General features: G+C 67.0%; 24 protein-coding genes, 1 pseudogene and 1 riboswitch. Of the genes and pseudogenes, 13 read left to right on the forward strand and 12 right to left on the reverse strand.

What is annotated here, in order from left to right:
* Positions 1-230: 230 nt before the first annotated feature.
* From ACFVWG_RS15400 to ACFVWG_RS15420, 5 genes are read left to right on the forward strand one after another with little or no spacing between them, the layout of a single operon-like run.
* Positions 231-1,223, forward strand: a complete 993-nt coding sequence (locus ACFVWG_RS15400) for an ATP-binding cassette domain-containing protein (protein WP_391543925.1) — start codon at positions 231-233, stop codon at positions 1,221-1,223.
* Positions 1,220-2,023, forward strand: a complete 804-nt coding sequence (locus tag ACFVWG_RS15405) for an ABC transporter permease (RefSeq protein WP_391543926.1) — start codon at positions 1,220-1,222, stop codon at positions 2,021-2,023. The genes ACFVWG_RS15400 and ACFVWG_RS15405 overlap by 4 nt, the downstream gene beginning before the upstream one ends.
* Positions 2,020-2,805 carry an ABC transporter permease gene (locus ACFVWG_RS15410; RefSeq protein WP_391543927.1) on the forward strand — a complete coding sequence of 262 codons (786 nt, stop codon included), beginning with the start codon at positions 2,020-2,022 and terminating at the stop codon, positions 2,803-2,805. The genes ACFVWG_RS15405 and ACFVWG_RS15410 overlap by 4 nt, the downstream gene beginning before the upstream one ends.
* A 25-nt stretch (positions 2,806-2,830) precedes the next feature.
* Positions 2,831-3,922 (forward strand): DNA polymerase IV, encoded by a 1,092-nt coding sequence (locus ACFVWG_RS15415; RefSeq protein ID WP_391543928.1) that lies wholly within the window; start codon positions 2,831-2,833, stop codon positions 3,920-3,922.
* Between the two features lie 19 nt (positions 3,923-3,941).
* The gene (locus tag ACFVWG_RS15420) at positions 3,942-4,748 is read left to right on the forward strand and encodes an alpha/beta hydrolase family protein (protein ID WP_391543929.1); all 807 of its coding nucleotides are present in this window, start codon (positions 3,942-3,944) and stop codon (positions 4,746-4,748) included.
* A 1,088-nt stretch (positions 4,749-5,836) separates the two neighbouring features.
* On the opposite strand, the gene ACFVWG_RS15425 is transcribed toward ACFVWG_RS15420, so the two are convergent.
* The 6 genes from ACFVWG_RS15425 to ACFVWG_RS15450 are packed head-to-tail and all read right to left on the reverse strand — an operon-like array spanning position 5,837 to position 12,469.
* Positions 5,837-6,682, reverse strand: coding sequence for an amidohydrolase family protein (locus tag ACFVWG_RS15425; RefSeq protein WP_391543930.1), 846 nt, complete (start codon positions 6,680-6,682; stop codon positions 5,837-5,839).
* Positions 6,683-6,713: 31 nt separating this feature from the next.
* Positions 6,714-8,231: a sugar ABC transporter ATP-binding protein gene (locus ACFVWG_RS15430; protein ID WP_391543931.1), complete on the reverse strand. Its 1,518-nt coding sequence runs from the start codon at positions 8,229-8,231 to the stop codon at positions 6,714-6,716.
* Complete coding sequence (locus ACFVWG_RS15435; protein WP_391543932.1) at positions 8,228-9,223, reverse strand: ABC transporter permease; 996 nt, start codon at positions 9,221-9,223, stop codon at positions 8,228-8,230. The genes ACFVWG_RS15430 and ACFVWG_RS15435 overlap by 4 nt, the downstream gene beginning before the upstream one ends.
* A complete protein-coding gene (locus ACFVWG_RS15440) occupies positions 9,220-10,299 on the reverse strand; it encodes an ABC transporter permease (protein ID WP_391543933.1) in 1,080 nt (359 codons plus the stop codon). Before ACFVWG_RS15440 ends, ACFVWG_RS15435 begins: the two co-directional genes overlap by 4 nt.
* On the reverse strand, positions 10,296-11,384 hold the full coding sequence (locus ACFVWG_RS15445; protein ID WP_391543934.1) for a mandelate racemase/muconate lactonizing enzyme family protein: 1,089 nt from the start codon (positions 11,382-11,384) through the stop codon (positions 10,296-10,298). Before ACFVWG_RS15445 ends, ACFVWG_RS15440 begins: the two co-directional genes overlap by 4 nt.
* Entirely contained in the window at positions 11,381-12,469 is a 1,089-nt protein-coding gene (locus ACFVWG_RS15450) for a sugar ABC transporter substrate-binding protein (protein ID WP_391543935.1), read from the reverse strand. The genes ACFVWG_RS15445 and ACFVWG_RS15450 overlap by 4 nt, the downstream gene beginning before the upstream one ends.
* A 122-nt stretch (positions 12,470-12,591) precedes the next feature.
* Here ACFVWG_RS15450 and ACFVWG_RS15455 point away from each other — a divergent pair, with 122 nt between their 5' ends.
* The 4 genes from ACFVWG_RS15455 (at position 12,592) to ACFVWG_RS15470 (ending at position 15,316) form a co-directional block, all read left to right on the forward strand.
* On the forward strand, positions 12,592-13,287 hold the full coding sequence (locus ACFVWG_RS15455) for a GntR family transcriptional regulator (RefSeq protein WP_391543936.1): 696 nt from the start codon (positions 12,592-12,594) through the stop codon (positions 13,285-13,287).
* Positions 13,288-13,315: 28 nt separating this feature from the next.
* On the forward strand, positions 13,316-14,164 hold the full coding sequence (locus ACFVWG_RS15460) for a fumarylacetoacetate hydrolase family protein (protein WP_391543937.1): 849 nt from the start codon (positions 13,316-13,318) through the stop codon (positions 14,162-14,164).
* 148 nt (positions 14,165-14,312) lie between these two features.
* Positions 14,313-14,942, forward strand: coding sequence for a class I SAM-dependent methyltransferase (locus ACFVWG_RS15465; RefSeq protein WP_391543938.1), 630 nt, complete (start codon positions 14,313-14,315; stop codon positions 14,940-14,942).
* Positions 14,939-15,316, forward strand: coding sequence for a VOC family protein (locus tag ACFVWG_RS15470; protein WP_391543939.1), 378 nt, complete (start codon positions 14,939-14,941; stop codon positions 15,314-15,316). Before ACFVWG_RS15465 ends, ACFVWG_RS15470 begins: the two co-directional genes overlap by 4 nt.
* A gap of 54 nt (positions 15,317-15,370) precedes the next feature.
* Here the strand turns inward: ACFVWG_RS15470 and ACFVWG_RS15475 are convergent, their stop codons facing one another.
* On the reverse strand, positions 15,371-15,820 hold the full coding sequence (locus ACFVWG_RS15475; RefSeq protein ID WP_391543940.1) for a hypothetical protein: 450 nt from the start codon (positions 15,818-15,820) through the stop codon (positions 15,371-15,373).
* A 110-nt stretch (positions 15,821-15,930) separates the two neighbouring features.
* On the opposite strand from ACFVWG_RS15475, the gene ACFVWG_RS15480 reads away from it, so the two are divergent.
* The 4 genes and pseudogenes from ACFVWG_RS15480 (at position 15,931) to ACFVWG_RS15495 (ending at position 17,572) form a co-directional block, all read left to right on the forward strand.
* Entirely contained in the window at positions 15,931-16,164 is a 234-nt protein-coding gene (locus ACFVWG_RS15480) for a hypothetical protein (RefSeq protein ID WP_391543941.1), read from the forward strand.
* Complete coding sequence (locus ACFVWG_RS15485; RefSeq protein WP_391543942.1) at positions 16,161-16,700, forward strand: DUF6879 family protein; 540 nt, start codon at positions 16,161-16,163, stop codon at positions 16,698-16,700. Before ACFVWG_RS15480 ends, ACFVWG_RS15485 begins: the two co-directional genes overlap by 4 nt.
* A gap of 53 nt (positions 16,701-16,753) precedes the next feature.
* Positions 16,754-16,909: pseudogene (locus ACFVWG_RS15490) on the forward strand (helix-turn-helix domain-containing protein); the annotation flags it as partial.
* Positions 16,910-17,020: 111 nt separating this feature from the next.
* A complete protein-coding gene (locus ACFVWG_RS15495) occupies positions 17,021-17,572 on the forward strand; it encodes a DUF5753 domain-containing protein (protein WP_391543943.1) in 552 nt (183 codons plus the stop codon).
* A gap of 135 nt (positions 17,573-17,707) precedes the next feature.
* On the opposite strand, the gene ACFVWG_RS15500 is transcribed toward ACFVWG_RS15495, so the two are convergent.
* Genes ACFVWG_RS15500 through ACFVWG_RS15520 form a run of 5 tightly spaced genes read right to left on the reverse strand, consistent with a single transcriptional unit; the run spans position 17,708 to position 20,639 of the window.
* Entirely contained in the window at positions 17,708-18,076 is a 369-nt protein-coding gene (locus tag ACFVWG_RS15500) for a hypothetical protein (RefSeq protein WP_391543944.1), read from the reverse strand.
* Positions 18,073-19,134, reverse strand: coding sequence for an alpha/beta hydrolase (locus ACFVWG_RS15505; protein ID WP_391543945.1), 1,062 nt, complete (start codon positions 19,132-19,134; stop codon positions 18,073-18,075). Before ACFVWG_RS15505 ends, ACFVWG_RS15500 begins: the two co-directional genes overlap by 4 nt.
* Before the next feature lie 12 nt (positions 19,135-19,146).
* Positions 19,147-19,692, reverse strand: a complete 546-nt coding sequence (locus tag ACFVWG_RS15510) for a histidine phosphatase family protein (protein ID WP_391543946.1) — start codon at positions 19,690-19,692, stop codon at positions 19,147-19,149.
* Positions 19,689-20,438, reverse strand: coding sequence for a CbtA family protein (locus ACFVWG_RS15515; RefSeq protein ID WP_391543947.1), 750 nt, complete (start codon positions 20,436-20,438; stop codon positions 19,689-19,691). The genes ACFVWG_RS15510 and ACFVWG_RS15515 overlap by 4 nt, the downstream gene beginning before the upstream one ends.
* A gap of 3 nt (positions 20,439-20,441) precedes the next feature.
* Complete coding sequence (locus tag ACFVWG_RS15520; RefSeq protein ID WP_344163225.1) at positions 20,442-20,639, reverse strand: CbtB domain-containing protein; 198 nt, start codon at positions 20,637-20,639, stop codon at positions 20,442-20,444.
* Positions 20,640-20,691: 52 nt separating this feature from the next.
* Positions 20,692-20,758, reverse strand: a riboswitch (cobalamin riboswitch).
* Positions 20,759-20,875 lie beyond the last annotated feature (117 nt).

Consider the following 20,875-nt stretch of genomic DNA (forward strand, 5'->3'; position numbering starts at 1 on the left):
GGCCTCGCTCCGGCCGTTGACAGCCGGGGCGAGGTTCAGTCCATTGATGACTTCTAACTCGGTGGACATCACTCTCTGCTCCGTATTAGCGTCGGAGCGGTGACTACCCCGTTTCGAGATAGCTGCGCGCACGGTTGATTTTCCCGCCATCCTTCGGGATCGCGGTGCCGTGACGGGCCCTGGGTTGCTGCCCGGTCCTGTCCAGCTCTCTCGAAAGCGGTGCTCCACCTGTGACGCCCACTGATGCGATTTCTGCGCGTGATCTGACCAAGACCTACACGTTCCACCAGCAGCGCGCCGGTCTCGGCGGAGCTCTGAAGAGCCTGGTACGACGCAAGTACGAGACCCGGCTGGCCGTCGATCGCATCAACTTCACCATCGAACCTGGTGAGGTCGTCGGCCTGCTCGGCCCGAACGGCGCCGGCAAGACCACCACGCTGAAGATGCTGTCCGGCCTGCTGTACAAGACATCCGGCGACCTCGACGTCCTCGGCCACACGCCGTCGGACCGCAAGCACGACTACCTGCGCCGGATCGCGCTCGTGATGGGCCAGAAGACGATGCTCTGGTGGGACGTGCCGGCGATGGAGAGTCTCCTGCTGCACAAGGAGATGTACGGCCTGTCCACCAAGGAGTTCGAGCGCAATGTCGCCGAACTCGCGGAACTGCTCGACGTACAGGATCTGCTGAACGTCCAGGTCCGCAAGACCTCACTCGGCGAGCGGATGAAGCTCGAGCTGATGGCCGCCCTCGTCCACGGCCCGGAGATCCTGTTCCTGGACGAGCCGACGATCGGCCTCGACGTGGTCGCGAAGGCGCGGGTGCGGAGCTTCCTGGCCGACGTCAACAAGCTCCGCGGTACGACGATCCTGATCACCAGCCACGACATGGACGACATCGAAGCCCTCTGCTCACGGGTGATGATCATCGACCACGGCCGGCTGCAGTTCGACGGCGAACTCGATGATCTCGTCCGGACCGCACAACCACGCAAGCTGGTGCGGGCGACGTACGCGAGTCCTGTCGAGGTCGGCGCGCTGACTGGGGTCGGTGCGGTCGAGGTCACCGGCCTGACGGTCCGGCTCGAGGCGGATCGCGAACGCACGGGCGAGGTCTTGGAGCAGCTCACCAGGCTCGGTCCGCTCGTCGACCTGGACGTCGCGGACGCGGATATCGAAGACATCATGCGCGACCTCTTCGAGCATCGCGGGGAGGCGTCATGATCCGCAACCTGAGGATCCTGCGCCGGATGGTCGCTGCCGAGGTCGCGCAGCAGTCCATCTACCGCGGCTCGTGGGTCATCTTCATGCTGGCCAACATCTGTACGCCGCTCATCTCGCTGCTGATCTGGCGGACGGCACTCGCGAACGGCGCCCAGCTCCCGGTGGATCAGCGGTACGTCACCACGTATTTCGTCCTGCTCGGCATCGCGACGATGGCGACCTCGTCATGGATGGCCGGTTTCCTCGCGAACGACATCCGGCTCGGCAAGCTGTCCAGCTGGATGGTCCGGCCGGCGTCGCTGCTGCTCGGGTTCGTCGCGAACAACCTGTCGGAGAAGTTCCTCAAGCTGTTCGCGCTGGTCCCGATGCTCGGCCTGGTCTGGTGGATCTTCCGCGACTCGATGAACGTCCCGTCGGGCGTCGGCCGCTGGGCATTGTTCGTGCTCGCCCTGGCGCTCGGCGCGATCCTGGTCTTCACGATCGACATCCTGATCGCGGCATTCGCCTTCTGGATGGACGATGTGAGCGCACTCGTCCAGGCTCGGGTCATCATCGGCTCTGTGCTCTCCGGCTCCGTCGTACCGCTGGCGCTGATGCCGGAGTGGTCACGTGGCTTCGTCGACTACCAGCCCTACCGCTACACGGTGTCCTTCCCGGTCGAGATCGTCGCTGGCAACCTGTCCGGCGGCGAACTGCTGACAGGTCTCACGATCCAGCTCGGGTACGTCGTCGGCGCAGCCCTGCTCGCCCGCGTCGTCTGGGCCGCCGGGATCCGCGCGTACTCGGCGGTGGGCGCATGAGACACCTGCGGTTGTGGCGACGGTTCTTCGCGCAGGCCGTCGTACGGGAAACGCACTATCGCGCGCACTTCCTGACTACGTTGCTGGTCGGGCTGGTCCAGCTGGGGCTCGGGATCGTGCCGACCCTGCTGCTGTTCGGGTTCACCCAAGAGGTGCACGGGTGGACACGGGCAGAGGTGATCACGCTCGTCGGGGTCTACCAGGTCGTCACCGGGTTGATCGCGACATTCATCGCGCCCAACCTCAACCGGATGACGTCGTACCTGACCGAAGGTGAACTGGACGCCGTCCTGCTGCGGCCGGTGTCGAGCCAGTTCTATCTGACCTTCCGGTGGATCAACGTCGCCGAGCTCAGCAATGTTGCCAGCGGCATCATTGTTCTGGTCTTCGGACTCGTCCAGTCGGGGCTGACGCCAGACTTCGGCGAGGTGTTGCAGGCCGTCGTACTGGCTGCTTGCGGACTGGTGCTGCTCACGGCGGTGTGGTCGGCGATGTCGTATCTGGCGTTCTGGCTTCAGTCGGTAGGGGCGATCGGCGTGGTCTACCTGAGCACAGTCGAGGCCGGGCGGTACCCGCTGACGTTCTTCCCGGTGGCGGTGCGGACCTTCCTGACGTTCGCGTTCCCGGTGGCGTTCGCAACGTCGTACCCGGTGCAAGCCTTGTCGGGCGACCTCGGCTGGGGTTCCGTGGCGCTCGGCATCGGTCTGTCGGCGGTTGCGGTGTTGCTGATCCGGTTGCTGTGGCAGCGTGGGCTCCGGACGTACGCGAGTGCGTCGAGCTGACTCTGCTTGTGGACGGGAGGTCGCGATGAGCTGGTGGATCCTGCATGTGGACATGGACCAGTTCATCGCGGCCGTCGAGATCCGGCGCCGGCCCGAGCTGCGCGGCCTGCCGGTCGTGGTGGGCGGTTCGGGCGATCCCACGAAACCACGTCAGGTGGTGGCGACCGCGTCGTACGAGGCTCGTGAGTTCGGCGTCCACTCGGGGATGCCGATCCGGGCGGCGTACAAGAAGTGCCCGGCCGCGGTCTTCCTGCCGTCGGATCCGGCCGCGTACGACGCTGCCTCGGCCGAGGTGATGGACACGCTGCGGGCGTTTCCGGTCGTGGTCGAGGTGTGGGGCTGGGACGAATGCTTCGTCGGCGCCGAGACTGCCGGCCCTCCCGAAGAGCTGGCCAACGCGCTGCGGGCCGCGGTCGTGGAGCGCACGGGGCTGACGTGCTCGGTCGGAATCGGGGACAACAAGACGCGGGCGAAGCTGGCGACGAACTTCGCCAAGCAGCCGCGATCCCACGCCTCGTCGTTCGAGGGCGCCGGTGCCGACGTGCCCGGCGTCTATCGGCTGACGGCCGCGAACTGGAGCGAGGTGATGGATCATCGGCCGGTCCGCGAGCTCTGGGGAATCGGCAGTCGGATGGAGCGCAATCTGCAGGAGCTCGGGCTCACGACGGTGGCAGAACTCGCGGCTGCCAATGTCGATGAGCTGAAGAAGCGGTTCGGGCCGAAGATGGGTGCCTGGTACGCCGCCCTCGGACGCGGACTCGGCGACACCGAAGTGACCGACGTACCGCGGGAGCCGGTGTCGCGGAGCCGTGAGGAGACGTTCGAACACGATCTCGCCACGCCTGCCGAGGTCGCGGAGGAGCTGCGTCGGATCGCGGTCGAGGTGACGCGGGATGTGGTCGCGGAGGGCCGCAGCATCCAGCGCGTCTGGGTGAAGGTCCGTTTCACGTCGTTCTTCACGCCGATCAAGAGCCGCAAGCTCAAGGCGATCACGCAGGATCCCGAGGTGATCGCGTCGACCGCGCTTGAACTGCTGGAGAAGTTCGAGCTCCGCCGCCCGGTCCGGCTGCTCGGGGTCCGCGTCGAGTTCGCCGTGGACCCATCCGCGGACGCGTAGGCCTCGAAGAACTGTCGTGATGAACCGACGGGCTCTCCTCGCCGCCGCTGCCGCCCTGCCGCTGGCCGGCTGCACCGCCAGGCCCGCCGCCGCCTCCGATGCCTTGCAGCTTTCGTACGGCGACGACGAGTCCCAGATCGCCGAACTCCACCTGCCACCCGGTACGGCTCGCGTGCCGACGGCCGTGGTTATCCATGGCGGCTTCTGGCAGAGCGCGTACGGGATGAGCCTCGCCACGCCCTTAGCCGCGGACCTGGCTCAGTACGGCATCGCCGGCTACGCCATCGAGTACCGCCGCGTCGGCAACGGCGGCGGCTGGCCCACCACCTTCGAGGACGTCGCCGCCGCGATCGACGCCCTCGCCGACCAGCCCCGCATCGACCTCACCCGGGTCATCGCCATCGGCCACTCCGCCGGCGGCCAACTAGCCCTCTGGGCCGCGTCCCGCCCCTCTCCGCGGGTCCGCCTCCGCGGCGCGGTCTCACAAGCCGGCGTACTGGACCTGGCCGCCGCTTATCGCCAGCAGGTCGGTGGCAGCGCCGTACAGGAGTTTCTCGGTGGCACGCCCGAAGCCCACCCAGACCGGTACGCCGATGCCTCCCCCCTGCAGCGTCTCCCGCTCAAGGTCCCGGTCGCCCTCATCCACGGCAACCGCGACGCCGCCGTGCCGCTCATCCAAAGCCAGACCTACCTCGCCGCGGCCCGCACCGCCGGCGACACCGTCACCATGACCGAACTCCCGCACGTCGGCCACTTCGAACTCATCGACCCCCACAACGCCGCCTGGACCACCTGCCGCACCCAAGCCACCCGCCTCCTCACCTAATCCCCACCCCCCACCGCCTCCCGCCTGCCGCCTGCCGCCTGCCGCCTGCCGCGCCTCCCGCCTCCCGCCTGCTGCCCGCCACCCGCCATTTCAGGGGATCTCCCCTCAGATTGCCGCTTCTCCCCTCGAAATTTCAGGGGAGAAGCGTCAAGTTCGACGGATATCCGTTCAAATGCGGGCGAACCACAGTGGGGCCAACTGGCAGGTGACCGTGCCGTGGCGCAGCAAGGTCGAGCCCTTTGCGGATGATTACTGCCTCTCCGTGGCAATTAGTTTCCACAGAGGTGTGTTTGGGTGCGGTTAGGCCGGTACGGCGGGGTGGTTGCTCGCCATTCCGTCTGCGGCCGGGGGCGTGAGTTTGTGGTTGCTCGCCGCTGCGGCCGATTTACAGTGACGGGTGGCCAGGCTGAGCGCGGGGCTGAGGGGATGGTGCGGTTAGTGACCGCGTTGCCCGTTGCTTGGGCTTCCGGGCTGTGGCTGGGGTCCAGGAGCTGCGCTGAGTGGAAACTTCTGGTCGCCATTTGCACAAAATGTTCCACCCAGTGGCCGGGGACGACCGGCGTCGGGCCTGTTCCGCGCTATCGGTGAGTTTTTCGGGCCCATGCGCCGAAAAACTCACCCATAGCGAGCCGACCGACCGCACCGCGGGGCCGGTCGCGTTAATTGCCGAGTTCTAGGGACTCGGTGACGAAAATGCACCACTTAGCGAGTGCCGCCGGGCGCGGCAGTACCCCCAGCACCCCCGGGGTCTCGCCATCTGATGGGTTACCCCATGAGGTGGTGGGTTCTGGACTCGCATGCGGGTGCAGAACCCACAAGCGGATGGGTGAACCCATCAGATGCGGAAGGGGACGAGAAGCTCCTGCGGGAATGTTCGCCACAACCCGCCACAACGAGTCACTTTTCAGGCCTCGCCACTACCGGCCGCAACCACAGCCCGTCAGACCCAGGCGGCGCGCACGTGATCGCCTACCGAGCCATCCACCTCAGCCACGCGCCGGGCCCAAGCCACCCGTCTCTGTAGATCGGCCGCAGCGGCGAGCAACCACCGCCGTACGTCGCCGGCCGAGTTGCCGGCCGCGGGGCCGTTAGGGGGTGAGGTTGTAGGTGGTGGTGGCTGTGGTGGTGAAGATGGATGCGCGTTCAGTGGGGGTCAGATGGGCGGTGAGGGTTTCGGCGGCCTCGACTACGTCGGCGTAGGGGGCGGCTAGGAGGCAGACGGGCCAGTCGGAGCCGAACATGACGCGGGCCGGGGTGAAGGCGTCGAGGACTACGTCGGCGTACGGCTTGAGGTCGGCGGGGGTCCAGGTGGACCAGTCGGCCTCGGTGACCATGCCGGAGAGTTTGCAGGTCACGTTGGGGAGGGCGGCCAGGGCGCGGAGGTCGGTGGCCCAGGGGTCGAGAGGACCGCCGACCACCGGTTTGGAGATGTGGTCGACGACGAAGGAGAGCTGTGGGAGGGCTTGGGCGGCCTTGATCGACGCCGGTAGGTGCGGGGCTCTGGTGAGGAGGTCATAGACGAGGCCGGCGTCGGCGACTGCGGCCAGACCACGTTGTACGTCGGGGCGCAGCAACCACTCGAGATCCGGCTCATCGTGCACCTGGTGCCGGATTCCCTTCAGATACTGACCGTCCGGACGGGCCTGGAGCTCAGCCAGTACGTCGGCGACGTCGGGCGCGGTCAGGTCCACCCAACCCACGACGCCGGCAACCAAGTCGTTGCTTGCGGCAACTTCCAGGAACTCGCCGGTCTCGGCCGGGACGCTGACTGTCTGCACCAAGACCGTGGCGGTGATGTCCGCGGCGGCGGCGAGAGGGGCGAGATCCTCGGCACTGAAGTTGCGGCGGATCGGGGCGAAGTCGGGCCCGACCATCCAGGTCTGGTCCCGGACAGTCAGGTCCCACACGTGGTGGTGGGCGTCGACTCTGCTCATGCCGCTCCGATCCCTAGGGGCGTTGACTCGCTCATGCCGCGGTGGTGCCTTCCGCGTGGATGAGACGGATGACTTGCTGGCTCATGTGGTCGTAGTCGTGGTCGTTGGCGAGTTCGCCGCGAATGCGGTGGTCGCGCATGACGACGACCCGGTCGGCGAGCGTGATCATCTCGGGGAGGTCCGAGGTGATCAGAAGGATGGCCAGGCCGTTGGCTGCCAGGTCCCAGATCAGGGTGTGGAAGGCATCTTTGGTGCGGACGTCGATGCCGACCGTGGGCTCGTCGATGATCAGGATCTCGGTCTGCGCTGCCAGCCATTTGGCCAGCGACACCTTCTGCTGGTTGCCACCCGACAGCGTGCCGGCGAGCTGGGACGGGGAGGCGATGCGGATACCGAGTTGTTCGACGTACGACGTGACGATCTCGGTCTCGGCCTTGGCAGGGACGTAGCCGAGGAGTTTGCGGAGCCGGTCCCAGATCGTGACGGCGATGTTCCGCGCGACCGACTGCTCGAGGAAGACGCCTTCTTCCTTGCGGTTCTCGGTGACGTAGCCGATCTTGTGGTTGCGCAGGGCATCGCGGACCGTGCGGATCTTCACCGCCTTGCCGCGCACCAACACCTCGCCTGCGGTGATCCGATCCAGCCCGAGCAGCGCCTTGGCCAGCTCACTCCGCCCAGCACCGACCAGACCGTACAGCCCGACGATCTCACCCGGTCGCACGGTCAGATCCACCTCGGCGTGACCGGTCGCCGTACCGACGCCGCGCAGCTCCAGGATCGGAGCGACCGCCGTGTCGACGGTCCGGTCGGGCAGGTTGAGCGCCTCGTGCACTCGACCGACCATCAGGTCGACGACCTGATCGCGGGTGAGCTCTGACAACGCACCGCCGGACAGCACCGAGGCGCCATCGCGGAGCACCGTCACGGTGTCGCAGATCTGGAAGACCTCCTCCAGCTTGTGACTGACGAACAGCACTGCGCGTCCGTCGTCCTTCAGCTTCTCCACAACCCGGAAGAGCAGGGCCGCTTCGTTGGGAGTGATCGACGCGGTCGGCTCGTCGAGCAGCAACACGCGGCTCTCCACCGACAGCGCCTTGGCGATCTCGACCAGCTGTGCCTGCGCCACCGACAGTTCGGTGACCGGTTGATCCGGGTCGATGTCGAGCTCCAGCTCGGCGAGCCAGCGTGAGGCCTCGGACCGGATCGCGGCCCGGTCGACCAGGCCGCGGGACGTCGGCAACTTCTGGAGCAGGATGTTCTCCCCGACCGTGAAGCCGGGGATCAGGTTGCGCTCCTGGTGGACGACGCCGATTCCGGCCGAGGCCGACTCGTGCGGCGACCCGAAGGACACCTCGCGTCCGTCGAGCAGCAGCCGACCCCCGTCGGGCCGATAGAGCCCCGTGATCACCTTGATCAGCGTCGACTTGCCGGCACCGTTCTCACCGAGCAAGGCATGAACGGAACCCGCCTCCAGCGAAAGCGTCACGCCGTCGAGCGCACGAACGCCGGGGAAGACCTTCACGATCTCCGCGGCCTGGAACAGCGTCATGACACACCTCCGGCAACCGCCACGTCGGGCGATTTCACCACTGACCGCCGGTCTTGCCGACGAGTGCGGACCTGTCCGAGCACGACCGAGCCGAGGACGACGGCACCGACCACGAAGTTCACCCAGGAGGGTTCGAGCGAGAACTCGGCCCGCGCGGTGTCCACGAAGCGCACGATGAACGCCGCCAGCACGGTCCCGAGTACGACGGCCGATCCGCCGGTGAGCAGTGCACCACCGATGATCGGCGCCGCGAACGAGGGCAGCAGCCAGTCACCGCCGATGCTCTTGTTCACGCCCGGCGACGAAGCCACAGTGAGAATCGCGGCGATGCCCAGGATCGCCCCGGACAACGCGTGCGCGACGATCACCGAGCGGTCGTTGGAGATCCCGGACAGCCGGGCGGCGATCGGGTTCCCACCCGAGGCGAGCAGTTGCCGGCCCGGCACCGTCCGCTTCAGCAGCACCGCGAGCAGCCCGGCCACGATCAATGCGACCACGAAGATCCACGGCACGACCCCGAAGATCGCCGCCGACCCGAAAGTCTTCAGCCCTTGGGGATAAGCGTCGACAGTCCGCGTCCCGACCAGCCGGTACTGCACGCCGAGCAGGATCGTCATCGTCGCCAGCGTGACGATGAACCCGTTGATCCGGGTCAGCACCACGAGCACGCCGTTCAGCAGACCGACGACCCCGGCGAGCAGGAACCCGATCAGCAGCGCCAGCGGAACCGGCACCCCGTGATCGGCCATGAGCACGCCCATCGCCGCCGCCGCGAATCCACCGATCGCGCCGACGGCCAGGTTGAGTTGACCCACTGCCAGAACCACCATTTGAGCCAATCCGATCAGGATCGGCACGGCAAGGAACTGAAGTAGCACTCTTAAGGAATTCGCTGCGAGCAGGTCACCGCCGGAGGCGATCACCAGGCCCACGAAGAACACGATGCCGATGACGAGCAACGTCATCTCGGTCGAGCGAGCGAAGCGTTTCATTGTCGTCGCACCTCCTGCCGCTCGGACAGGACTGTTCGGACGCGGTCGGTCGACAGCGCCAGCAGCAGAATCAGACCGAGGTAGATGTTCAAGCTCTCGAGCCCGACGCCGAGCAGGTCGAGACCCTTGCGGATCACGGAGGTGAGCGCCGTACCGATCAGCGTGCCCCAGATCGAGACGAAGCCGCCGGCGAGCAAGGTGCCGCCGAGGATCGGTCCGAGGAACGACGGGAGCATGAACTCCTCCCCGATCGTGGCCTTGATCGAGCCGGTCGAGACAGCCAGCATGAAGCCGGCCAACGCGGCCAGGCAGCCGGACATGGCGTGCGCAGTGATCACGCGGCGCGCAGTGGGGATTCCGGACAGCTCAGCGGCGCGGACCGACGAGCCGGTCATCAGGAGCTCACGGCCGAGCCGGGTGCGCGAATAGATCCAGCCCACGACCACCATGGCGATCACGGCGAAGAGCGCCAGCTGCGGTACGGCGGGCGATCCGCACACGTTGCCGACACACACGTCGGCCAGCGAGTAGTTCCGCAGCTCCCGCATCCCCGGGGGCTTGACCACGAACGCCGCGCTATCTGTCAGAGATGTGTAGACGAGCGGAATCAGACCCAGCAGCAGGAAGTCCAGCGCCAGTGTCACCACGAACGAGTTGACCCCGGTCCGCGCGATCACCCAGCCGGCCAACGCACCGATCGCCGTACCTGCCACCAGACCCACCAGGAGACCGGAGTACAGGGTGAAGTGCCACAGGTCGTAGGAGATGCCGGTGATCATCATCGAGAACGCCGCCATCCGGCCGACGGCGAGGTTCATGTGCCCGATCGACAGCACACATAGCTGTGCCAGCCCGACCACGGTGAACATCGCGATGTCGCGCAGCAGCGGGAAGATCACCAACTGCTGGTTGAAGAACGACGGCCGCAGCACCCCGAACAGAGCACCCAGCAGTACGACGAGGATCAGCAACCCGACCCGCTGGTTGGCCCACCATGGTGTGCCGCGCGGCGGCTTCTCGACCGGTGCGTCCTCCTGCAACGCCTGCGTCGCGGTCTCCGACACCGGCGCGGTCATGCGACCCGCCGATCGTCGATCGCGTCAGAGTCCCAGTCGATCCCCAGCCCAGGCACGTCCGGCGCAACAGCGTGCCCGTCCACCACGGCCATCTCAGACCGAGTGATGGCGCGCAGCTGCGGGATGTGCTCGACGTACCGGCCGTTCGGTACGGCGGCGGTCAGGCTGACGTGGATCTCCATCAGGAAATGCGGACAGACCTCCAGGTTGAAGGCCTCGGCCAGATGCGCGACCTTCAGCCACGGCGTGATGCCGCCGACCCGCGCCACGTCGACCTGGACGATTCCGGCCGCGCCAGCAGCGACGTACTCCCGGAACTGCGAGATCGAGTACAGCGACTCCCCCACAGCAATGGGAATCGACGTCGCCGAAGCCAGCCGCACGTGGCCGGTCACATCGTCCGCCGGCAACGGCTCCTCGAACCACGACAGGTCCACCGACTCAAAGGCAGCCGCTCGACGCTTGGCCTCGGCGTACGTCATCGACTGGTTCGCATCGACCATGATGTCCAAGGCTGGCCCGACAGCATCCCGTACGGCGCGCAGTCGCTCCAGGTCCTCGTGGACGCGCGGCTTGCCCACCTTGAGCTTCACACCCGGCCACCCGGCCTTCTGTGACGCCAGAGCACCCGCAACGAGCTCATCCGTGGTCAGGTGCAGCCAACCACCTTCGGTGTCGTACAACGGCACCTGTTGACGGTAGCCACCAGCCAACCGCCACAACGGCTCCGCAGCCCGCAGACACCGCAGGTCCCACAGCGCAGTGTCGACAGCAGCCAGCGCCAGCGAGGTGATCGCACCGACCGTGGTTGCGTGCGTCGACCAGAACAGGTCCGACCACAACGCCTCGACGTTGCGTGCGTCCTTCCCGATCAGCCGCGGCAGCAGATGGTCCCGCAACAACGCCAGTACGGCGGTTCCGCCCGTACCGATCGTGTACGAGTACCCCAGCCCGCTCAGCCCGTCTGACGTCTCCAGCGAGACGAACACGGTCTCCTGCTTGAGAAACGACTGCACAGCGTCGGTCCGGACCGTCTCGACCTCAAGATCGACCAGGTGTGCCGATGCCTTCGTGATTGCGCTCACTGGCAGCTCAACTGCTTCTCGAACTCGGTCTGCAGCGCCTTGGTCTTCGCCTTGCGCTCGTCGTCGTACGTGTCCACGTTGGTCTTCGTCACCACGAACGAGCCGGAGTCCACGATCACACCAGGCGTCTTCATCGTGCACTGCTTGGACTGCAGCAGCGCGAGCAGCCAACCGCCGACGTAGGCCTGACCGACCGGGTTCTGCGTGACGGTCGCGGCGACCCCGCCGGACTTGATCCCGGACAGGATCTTCGCGTCGTCGTCGATCGCGACGACCTTGATCGGAAGCTTGCTGGAGGCAACTCCGTCGGCCGCGGCCACGGCCGGGTTGTACGCCGTCGTGACGATGCCCTTGATGTCCTTGCCCTTGGACGCGAGCAGGTCGGCGACCGCCTTCTGCGCGGTGGACAGGTCCTTGTCGATATCGGTGATCACCGGCAGTTCGGTGACCTTGCCGTTGGTCTCCGCGACCGCCTTCTTCACTCCGGCGATCCGGCGCTGGGTGTTCGAGTCGACGTTGTTGCCGGTCAGGTGCACGATCGTGCCCTCGCCGCCGATCGCCTCGATCGTTGCCTTCGCCGCCTTGTACGCCGCTGCCTCGACATCCGTGGACAGGCAGAAGTCGGCCTCGTTGGTGTCACCGGCGGGACAGGAGGCCAGCGAACCGACCGCGAACCCCTTCGCCTTCAGGTCCTCGAAGGTCGAGTTGATGTCGGTCGGCGACACGCCGAAGATGCCGAACGCGTTGTACCCCTGCGCGGCCAGCGAGTTGATCACGTTGTTCTGCTTGCCCTGGTCCCACTCGCCGGTCTCGTTGAACGTGACGCCCCCGAGTTTGAAGTCGGTCTTGTCGGTGTCCGCCGTCGTCTTCCACGGCTGGAAATAGGGATGTGCGCCGCCCGGGATCAGCGCTAGCTTGACCTGGGAGCCGTCCTTCAGGGTCACTGGTCCCGAACTGGCTCCGCTGGACGCGTCGTCCTTCGGTGCTCCGCCGGAGGTCGAGTCGGCGGGCTTGGTCGTACAGCCGGTCGCGACCAGCGCGAAGGTCGCGAGGCAGAGAGCGGTTCGACGGAGAGCGACAGTCATGAGCGGACTCCAGATCCTATAGGATATTGCCAACCTGATGCTGCCGCCTCACACTGAAGGCGTCAAGACTCGCCCCGGTAACGATGCGAGTCGGGCAGACTATGGGTCGGGAGGAATGCACTGTGACTGATGCGCATGTGGGTCTGGCCGGGCAGTTGTCCCGGCTGCCCCAGCGACAGGTGCTGAGCGACGACGTCTACGAGACCGTCAAAGGCCTGATCATGGACAGCGTGGTCGAGCCGGGCACCCGGCTGAACATCGACGCCCTGACCCGTGAGCTGGGGATCTCGCAGACTCCGATCCGGGAGTCGCTGGCCCGGCTGGAGTCCGACGGACTGGTGATCAAGGAGCCGCTGCGCGGTTACCGGGTGTCGTCACGGCTGAGTCGCCCCGAGTTCGAGGACCTGTTCGAGTTCCGGCTGCACATCGAGCCGTGGGCGGCCGGTCGGGCGGCGGAGCGGGCCGGCACCGAGGACCTCGTCCGGCTCAAGGACGAGATGCTGAGCTACACCGACGTACCGGACCGGCCCGCGTACGAGAGCTACCGGGCGATGGCTGCGCACGACCAGCGCTTCCACGACCTGGTGCTGGAGCTGGCCGGCAACGAGACCACGCGGCTGTCCTTCGCCCGCACGCACTGCCACCTCCACCTGTTCCGGCTGTACTACGGCGGTGGGATCGCGACGAAGGCGCTGCGGGAGCACAAGACCGTAGTGGCCGCCGTGCGCAAGGGCGACCCCGACGAGGCGGCCGCGGCGATGCGGGCGCACATCGAGGCGTCCCGCGAGCGGTTGCGACCGATGTTCGACCAAGAGTGATCCCGTCCGTCTGAATCAGGAGACATCTGTGGAACTGCTGCGCCTCGGCGCGGTCGGCGAGGAGCGCCCGTTCGTGCGCGCCACCGACGGCACCGTCTACGACCTGAGCCCGCTCACCGCCGACATCGACGGCGCGTTCCTCGCGAGTGACGGCATCGCCCGCACTCGCGCCGCCCTCGAGGCCGGTGAGCTCACCGCGGCCGACACCGAGGGCCTGCGCGTCGGCGCCCCGATCGCCCGTCCCGGCGCCGTCGTCTGCATCGGGATGAACTACGCCGCGCACGCGGCCGAGTCCGGGTCCGCGCCGCCGAAGCAGCCGATCGTGTTCTTCAAGCACCCGAACACCGTCGTCGGCCCGTACGACGACGTCCTGGTCCCCCGCGGTTCGGTCAAGACCGACTGGGAGGTCGAGCTCGCCGTGATCATCGGCAAGCAGGCCCGGTACGTCGAGACCGACGAGGAAGCGCTGGCCTGTGTCGCCGGGTACGCCGTCTCGAACGACGTCTCCGAGCGCGCCTTCCAGATTGAGGAATCGGGCGGCCAGTGGTCCAAGGGCAAGTGCTGCGAGACCTTCAACCCGCTCGGCCCGGCGCTGGTCCCGGCCGACGAGGTCGATCCCACGAACCTCGGCCTCAAGTCCTTCGTGAACGGTGAGCCCCGCCAGGACTCGAACACCCGGGACCTGATCTTCTCGGTCGCCGCGCTGATCCGCGACCTCTCGCAGTACATGGTGCTCAGCCCCGGCGACATCGTGAACACCGGTACGCCGGAGGGCGTGGCCCTGTCCGGCCGCTTCCCCTATCTGTCCCCCGGTGACGTGATGGAGCTGGAGATCGAGGGTCTCGGCAAGCAGAAGCAAAACCTCGGCAAAGCCTGACCCCGTACACCTCATGGAGACCGCGGACATCTGACCAGGTGTCCCCGGTCCCGATTGGGTGTCCCCGGTACGGCGCTCCGCGGTGACTGAGGGGCGTCGTCCGGCTCAGGGGGCGCGTTCTGTCGGTGGGGGCTTTTAGGGTCGCGGTATGACGGAACAGTTAGCGCGGATCCGCGCGTCGTACGACACGGTTGCGGTGTCGTACGCCGAGCGCGTGGTGGACGGTCCCGAGTGGGAGATCGAGGGCTTCGACCTGGTCGCGCGGCTGGCGGCCGGACGGCCGGTGCTCGACGCCGGCTGCGGCCCCGGCCGCACTACCGCCCTCCTCGCCACGAGCACCACAGCCCACCCCGCGAACGATCTCGCCGGCCCGAACTCCGTGATCGGGCTGGACCTGTCCCCCGGGATGGTCAAGGTCGCCCAGCGCGATCATCCCGAGCTCGACTTCCGCGTCGGCTCGATGACCGCGCTCGAGTTCCCCGACGAATCGTTCGGCGGCGTGGTCACCTGGTGGTCGATCATCCATTTGCCGCGCGACGTCGTACCGGAGGCTTTGTCCGAGTTCCATCGCGTGCTGGCGCCGGGCGGCGTGCTGCTGATGGGGTTTCATGTCGGCGAGGAGTCCACGCACAAGACCTCGGGGTACGGCGATCTCCCGATGGACGTGTGGGTTCATCGCTGGTTGCCGGAGCAGTTGACAGAGCTTGCGGTTGCGGCCGGATTCACGCCGTACCTGGGGGCTGAGATTCCAGAAGATCGGCTGGTGTTCACGAAATGACCTCACGCGTGCGAACGGTGACGTTCGATACCCACGACCCCTACGAGCTGGCCGGCTTCTGGGTCCAGGTCCTCCGAGCCTCCCGCCACGAAGACGACCACCCAGGCGACCCCGGCGCCGAAGTGATCACCGACGGCATGACCCTGCTGTTCGAGCAGAACGACGACGAAAAGGTCGTCAAGAACCGAGTCCACCTCTGCCTGGAGCCAGACGGCACCCGCGACCAAGAGGTCGAGTGGCTCCAAACCCTAGGCGCCACCATCGCCAACGATCTCCGCAACCCCGACGGCACGGGCTGGGTCGTCATGCACGACCCCGAAGGAAACGAGTTCTGCGTCCTCCGCAGCGCCACCGAACGAGCCGCCACCAGCTGAGTACCGAAGGCCGCCGCACTATACGATTGCCGTATAGCACTATTCGGAATGTGGTTAGTACGAATCCATCGGTACGGCGTGAGTCCCTCGCGTGAGGTGGCGGACGATGGCCGCGGTGTGGTGGTTGAGGTGCTCGTCCGGGTTGTCCCACGTGATGTAGATCCAGTCCGGACCTGAGCTCTCGACGGTCCCAGCCCCGTACTCGAAGTGGTGGACGCGCTGGCCTGCCGTCAGATCACACCACCGCAGGTCATCGACTGGAGACCTGCGGACAGCCGACGCTCGCAAGACGGGCCAGCCCCGCTCAGTGAGCTCGATGGCCTGCCGCTCCACTGGCGGATCGAGAAGTCGCCGGATCGCGCGGACACACTGCTCGGATGGCCTGTGTTCGTCGAGGAGTCGACGCACCTCCGCGAGAACGGCCTCCGGCGTCGATGCCTCGTCCGGGCTGATCGTTGACGTGTTCAGCGTGGCACCCCCTTCCGATCCAGACTGACGATTCACACTCTACCCATTTCTACCCAGAGATTAATGGGTGAAGGTGGGTCATTGACAGCTACCCAGAGCGGATGGGTGAATGGAGACTCGATCGCCCATTGCCTGCGGAGGACTCCATGACGCTGCGTCTGATCGCCCATGAGGATGCTGACGGCACCACGGACAAGAACGGCTGTGCACGGGTCTGGCTCGATGACGCGGATGCGGGCGACGTGCTGGTGCAGCTTTGCGAAGTGCCTGATGGACTCCAGCGGATTGCGCCTGCGGAGATCCCGGCCGGCGAACTGCTGGGGCGCCTTCCGGTGGCGACGCTCCTCGAGGCTGCCGATGCGATTCGGGCGAACCGATGATCACTCCGCTCGACAACAAGAGCTTGATCGAGTTGTACGACGGAGCGCGGCGATCGATCTTCCGGATCGAACTCCTGCAGTCGTACGACTGGCCGGACGAGGCGGATCGCATTGCGGAGTGGCGGGCGACCGGCAAGGTCAGCCCGTCGAGCGATTCGCAGTGGAAGGAGGTGGCGGATCAGATCGCGGCCGGCTGTACGAACACGCTCCTGCACGTCATCGATCTGCCGTTGAACGACTACCTTCGCTACGAGTTCGCGGCGTACCAGGCAAACAATCTGGCGACCGGACAAGATGTGCGGATCGCCCTTCGGGACAGCCATCCCGCGCTGGCAGAGATCCCGTCCGAGTTCGCGTTGTTCGACGACACAGTTGTCTGGTACCGGTACGACGTGACGACCGGTGTCAAACTCGGCTGGGAGCTGGACGATGACCCCGCCGTACTGGCGAGCTGCCAGGGCTATCGCGAGGTGGCGATGGCACACTCCAAGCCCTTGCTGGAGTTCATCGACGAGTTGAAGGACGGTCAGCGGTAATCCCTCAGCCGTACGGAAGTGAGAGCGCAGTCCGCCGAGTAAAGCTCGGTGGACTGCTTCGTGGTGCCCGAAAGCTGGCGGATCTGTCCGGGGTGAGTCTTGCTGAGACCCTGGGCCTTTCGCAGTCGACGCTGTCTCGGATCGAACTGGGGCAAGCGGCCGTCTCGCCAGACCTGGCCGCATCGTGGGCAACCGCCTGCAGGCTTGACGCTGAACGCACCGGCGAGATCACAGCACTGGCAGAACTGATTGCGACCGACGTCTACGCGGCGCCTTGGCATGGCCAGGTCAGTGGCGGAGTTGCTCGCCTTCAGCGAGATGTGGCAGACGTTGAAGCGACCGGACGGCTGCACCTCGATTGGCATCCGCGTCTCGTGCAAGGGCTGCTGCAGACACCCGACTACGCTCGAGAGATCTTCCGTTGCGCCTACTCAGACGGGCCGGAGTTGCAGGCAGCCGTCGCGGCGCGGATGGCACGGCAGGCGCTCTTGTTCGACTCGGGTACGACGCTCCGGTTCCTGATCGGGGAGGCGGCACTTCGCTGGCCGATCGAGACTGCTCGGACGTTGGTGTCGCAGCTGGATCGGCTTCTGCTCTTCCTTGCCGACGGCACCGCGAACATTGGCATCGTCCCGTTCAGTGCGCCGTTCGGGGCCTTCTCCTATCACGCGTGGAGTGTTCTCGCGGAGCGCGACGAAGGACTGCCCGACCTCGTGGAGATCGGACTCGAGACGGCCAAGGTCGACATCACCGACCCGGAGCAGACGACCGCCTACCGCGAAGCTTTCGAGCGGTTGTCTGCCGTAGCCCTCACCGGCGACCGTGCCATGGAGCTGATCCGCCAAATCCGGCAAGAACTCACGGACAGCTGACTGCTTGAGGGCGTGGCGGGTGACAGATGCGGACCTGCGCCACTGTGCAACCTCGTCATTAGGGGTCCGGGCAAGGGGCGCTGAGCGTGGGCGCACTACTGGGCTACCCAGTTAGACGGTGGTGGCGGTCCGCCGCTAGTCGACGGTGGTTTCGCCGGTGAGGGTTAGGCGCCAGTCGGTGGTCCAGGCGTGGATGGCTACGTCGAAGGCGTCGCGGGTGGCGGTGGCTCGGTGGTGGCCGTTTTCGGTGGGAGCGATGGCGGTGGTCCAGCCGCGGGCGCGGAAGGCTGCGGCTGCAGCGGTGACTGCGGCGGCTGGGTCGGGGGCGGTGGGGTTGCCGGTCTCCACCGTGATGCGGGCGATGGTGGCGGGGCCGCGGCCGTCGAAGAGGACGCCGGGGTTGATGGGGCCGGGGTCGTGGGTGACGACGGGCTGCTGATCCGGTGCGACGGCGACCGCGACGGCGAGCAGTTCGTCGCGGAGCGTGTCGCGGGGGGTGGTCATCGCCGGGGTCCTTCCGTGGTCCGTGGTCGGGGTGCGCCGGTCGGGCGGGCGGTCGCCCGGCCGGTGGGGTGGGGAGCGCGATCAACGGAAGGGGGCGCGAGGCCGTCGTAGACCTTGTGGGCTACGCCGGCGGCCTTGTTGAGGACCGTGCCCCAGGCGAGTTTGGTTTCTTGGGAGCGGGTGGTGCCGGTGGTGGTGATCGAGGCGAGGTCGCCGCGGACGACGCGGCCGATGTTGCGGAGGGCCTCGCTGTTCACGCGGTAGTACTCGTTGTGCCAGTGCACCGAGACTGCCTCGTCGCCGTTGGTCGCCATCCGGATCGCATCGGGGAAGGTCGCCGGGTCGGGGCCGTGCCATTCGGAGTACGACACGTAGTCGCCGGGAGCGCGTTCGACGTACAGGCGGGTGGGCAGTTGGACGAAGTCGGCGGCCTCATCGACGTACTTGGTGATGCCCGGCGAGCCGGTGAGGACGACCCGGTCGGCGCGACCGCCGTTCAACAAAGCCTGGCCGACGACGTCGGTTCCGTAGGAGTGGCCGACCAGAGTGGTCGTCGCATCGGTCAGCTCGCGCAGGTCGGTCAGGAAGGTCGCGAGGCGCGGGCCACCGTCGAGGGCGGCCTGCTTGCTCGCGGCCTCGACGAAGCCCTGCGGTGAGTCGTAGTCGAGCCAGGCGATCGTGGCGGTACCCGGGCCGGCCTCGGTCCGGATCAGGTCGGCACGGTCGGACTGGCCGCGGAAGGTCTCCAGGCTGTTGCCCATGCCCGGAACCAGTACGGCGACGTTCTGCGCCTGCTCGAGATCACCGTGCACCTCAACCGCCCGGCCTTGACCGAGAGGGTCGACCGACAGGAACTGACGGGGTCGCTCGACCTCGATGACGTTGCCATTGGCATCGACGTCGGTGCCCTTGACCGGCGTGAGCAACTCGGTGACGGTCTCGAGCCGCTTGCGGTCGTGAGCAGTCGCCGTACCGGCGTCGACGGCTTGCTGGAGTTGTTGGCGGGCAGCGAGCAGGCGCGCGTGGTTCTCGCGATACCGCGAGGCGAGCTCACTCATCCGCCACACCAATCAGCCGAAGGCCAGGGACCAGCTGCCAGTGTGGTGGGACAGGTTGACTGTTGCCAAGGGGCGGACGTCCACATGCCGGAGTGACTCGGCCGGAGCGTCGAGCACATAGAGGACCACGGCGCGCACAACAGCCGGATGAACAACCGCGACGAACTTGTTGCCCTCCCCGGCCACGAGATCGCCCAGCCAGTCCGCGACGCGGGTGATGACGTCGTTCTCCGTCTCACCGCCTGGGGTGGCCGTGTGCGGCCGCTCCAGCCAAGCAGCAACCCGGGTCGGATCGGCCGTCAGCAACTCCTCCAGACCGCGGCCGCTCCACTCGCCGTAGTCGCGATCACGGAGGGCCGGCTCGACGACTGGCGTCAGGCCGAGAGCCTCCGCGGTGCGGACGGCGGCCGGCTCGGGACCGGCGTACGTGGCGTCCGCGTCGAGCTTGAGCTCACGGGCAGCCTCGACGCTCGCCGGGTCCGGTTCGGCGGCACCACCGAGGACGAGGCCGCGCAGCGCGGGGGTCAGTGCGTGGGCGACCAGCGTCAACGAGCTCAAACAGACACCTTCTGTTCGGATGGCCGGCGGGCCACCGTGGCGGCGTACCCGAAACCGAGCAGGAGCCACAGCGTCGCCTGCGTACCGAGCGAGGCGAACCGGAACTGCCAGAGCAGCGTAGCGGGGAACGTGTCCGGAACCTCGTTGATCCGCGGCAGGATCAGGTACGCCGCCACCACGGTCACCACGAGTCCGGCGACGCCACCGGCGAGCCGGGCGACATCGCCGTACCGGGCTGCCCAGCGGGACAGCGCCACGCCGGCCCAGACCGCGAGCAATCCGATCACGATCGTCAACAGATAGGTGACGGTACGGCGGGTGATCGTCTCGGGATCGCCGACCGCCGGCGGGTTCGGTGGGTACTTGAGGAACGGCACGAGCACGATGCCGATGAACCCGGCGGCGGCCAGGCCGAGGGCGGCGTACGCGTCGTTGCCGGTCCGAAGCCGGCGCCGGAGCAGCGTGAAGCCGACCGCGAAGATGCCACCGAGGGCGACGCCGTACAGGCCGGTGGCCAGGAAGAGACCGCCCTTCTGGCCCTCACGGCTGACCAGGGGAGCTTCTTCTTCACCAGCGGCATGCTCGTCGCCGTGGTCATGACTGTGCGCGGTGGCGTTGGCCTCTTCGATCGCGATCGCGGCGTCAACCCGCGGCTCGCCCAGCACATAAGCGAAGGTTCCGGCCAGCAGGCCGGCGAAGAGTCCGACGATCAAACCGCGCACCAGGAGTTGTCCGAAGGTGCGCATCGGTCAGTGGCAGGGCACGCCGAGGAGGTGACGACCGTCGTGCATCAGCTCGTGCAGGTACATGCCCGACTGCGACACGGCGCCCTGGTCGAAGCCGACCAGATACGCGAGCAGCAGCATCAGACCGACGCTGAGAGCGGAAAGCAGGAGCAACCGGGACGAGATCGCCGGTACGCCGACCGACTGGGCAGGAGCTGCCATCTGAACCTCCTGGGGAAGTGCGCGTCCCCTTCGAAAGGCTGCTGGTGCCCGAGCATCCTGACTCACGAGCCGGGGCTCGATCACAGTGGCGCGGCCGTGCCGGATTCCCACCGGCTTCCCTCTGGCATCGCAGGTTGTCCCCCGAACCGTAGCCGCCCGTCCGCTGACAGGTCAACGGACGACGGTCCGGGGGTGAGAATGACCTCAGCCGGTGCCGACCTCTAGGCCTGCGGCGT

The organism is Kribbella sp. NPDC058245 (genome assembly GCF_042882005.1).
Classification (GTDB): Bacteria; Actinomycetota; Actinomycetes; order Propionibacteriales; family Kribbellaceae; genus Kribbella.

Excerpts from the sequence above, each read along its gene's own strand:
- ACFVWG_RS15405 (WP_391543926.1), top strand. The coding sequence starts at position 1,220 with ATGATCCGCAACCTGAGGATCCTGCGCCGGATGGTCGCTGCCGAGGTC.
- ACFVWG_RS15410 (WP_391543927.1), top strand. The coding sequence starts at position 2,020 with ATGAGACACCTGCGGTTGTGGCGACGGTTCTTCGCGCAGGCCGTCGTA.
- ACFVWG_RS15415 (WP_391543928.1), top strand. The coding sequence starts at position 2,831 with ATGAGCTGGTGGATCCTGCATGTGGACATGGACCAGTTCATCGCGGCC.
- ACFVWG_RS15420 (WP_391543929.1), top strand. The coding sequence starts at position 3,942 with ATGAACCGACGGGCTCTCCTCGCCGCCGCTGCCGCCCTGCCGCTGGCC.
- ACFVWG_RS15425 (WP_391543930.1), bottom strand. The coding sequence starts at position 6,682 with ATGAGCAGAGTCGACGCCCACCACCACGTGTGGGACCTGACTGTCCGG.
- ACFVWG_RS15430 (WP_391543931.1), bottom strand. The coding sequence starts at position 8,231 with ATGACGCTGTTCCAGGCCGCGGAGATCGTGAAGGTCTTCCCCGGCGTT.
- ACFVWG_RS15435 (WP_391543932.1), bottom strand. The coding sequence starts at position 9,223 with ATGAAACGCTTCGCTCGCTCGACCGAGATGACGTTGCTCGTCATCGGC.
- ACFVWG_RS15440 (WP_391543933.1), bottom strand. The coding sequence starts at position 10,299 with ATGACCGCGCCGGTGTCGGAGACCGCGACGCAGGCGTTGCAGGAGGAC.
- ACFVWG_RS15450 (WP_391543935.1), bottom strand. The coding sequence starts at position 12,469 with ATGACTGTCGCTCTCCGTCGAACCGCTCTCTGCCTCGCGACCTTCGCG.
- ACFVWG_RS15465 (WP_391543938.1), top strand. The coding sequence starts at position 14,313 with ATGACGGAACAGTTAGCGCGGATCCGCGCGTCGTACGACACGGTTGCG.
- ACFVWG_RS15470 (WP_391543939.1), top strand. The coding sequence starts at position 14,939 with ATGACCTCACGCGTGCGAACGGTGACGTTCGATACCCACGACCCCTAC.
- ACFVWG_RS15480 (WP_391543941.1), top strand. The coding sequence starts at position 15,931 with ATGACGCTGCGTCTGATCGCCCATGAGGATGCTGACGGCACCACGGAC.
- ACFVWG_RS15485 (WP_391543942.1), top strand. The coding sequence starts at position 16,161 with ATGATCACTCCGCTCGACAACAAGAGCTTGATCGAGTTGTACGACGGA.
- ACFVWG_RS15500 (WP_391543944.1), bottom strand. The coding sequence starts at position 18,076 with ATGACCACCCCCCGCGACACGCTCCGCGACGAACTGCTCGCCGTCGCG.
- ACFVWG_RS15505 (WP_391543945.1), bottom strand. The coding sequence starts at position 19,134 with ATGAGTGAGCTCGCCTCGCGGTATCGCGAGAACCACGCGCGCCTGCTC.
- ACFVWG_RS15515 (WP_391543947.1), bottom strand. The coding sequence starts at position 20,438 with ATGCGCACCTTCGGACAACTCCTGGTGCGCGGTTTGATCGTCGGACTC.
- ACFVWG_RS15520 (WP_344163225.1), bottom strand. The coding sequence starts at position 20,639 with ATGGCAGCTCCTGCCCAGTCGGTCGGCGTACCGGCGATCTCGTCCCGG.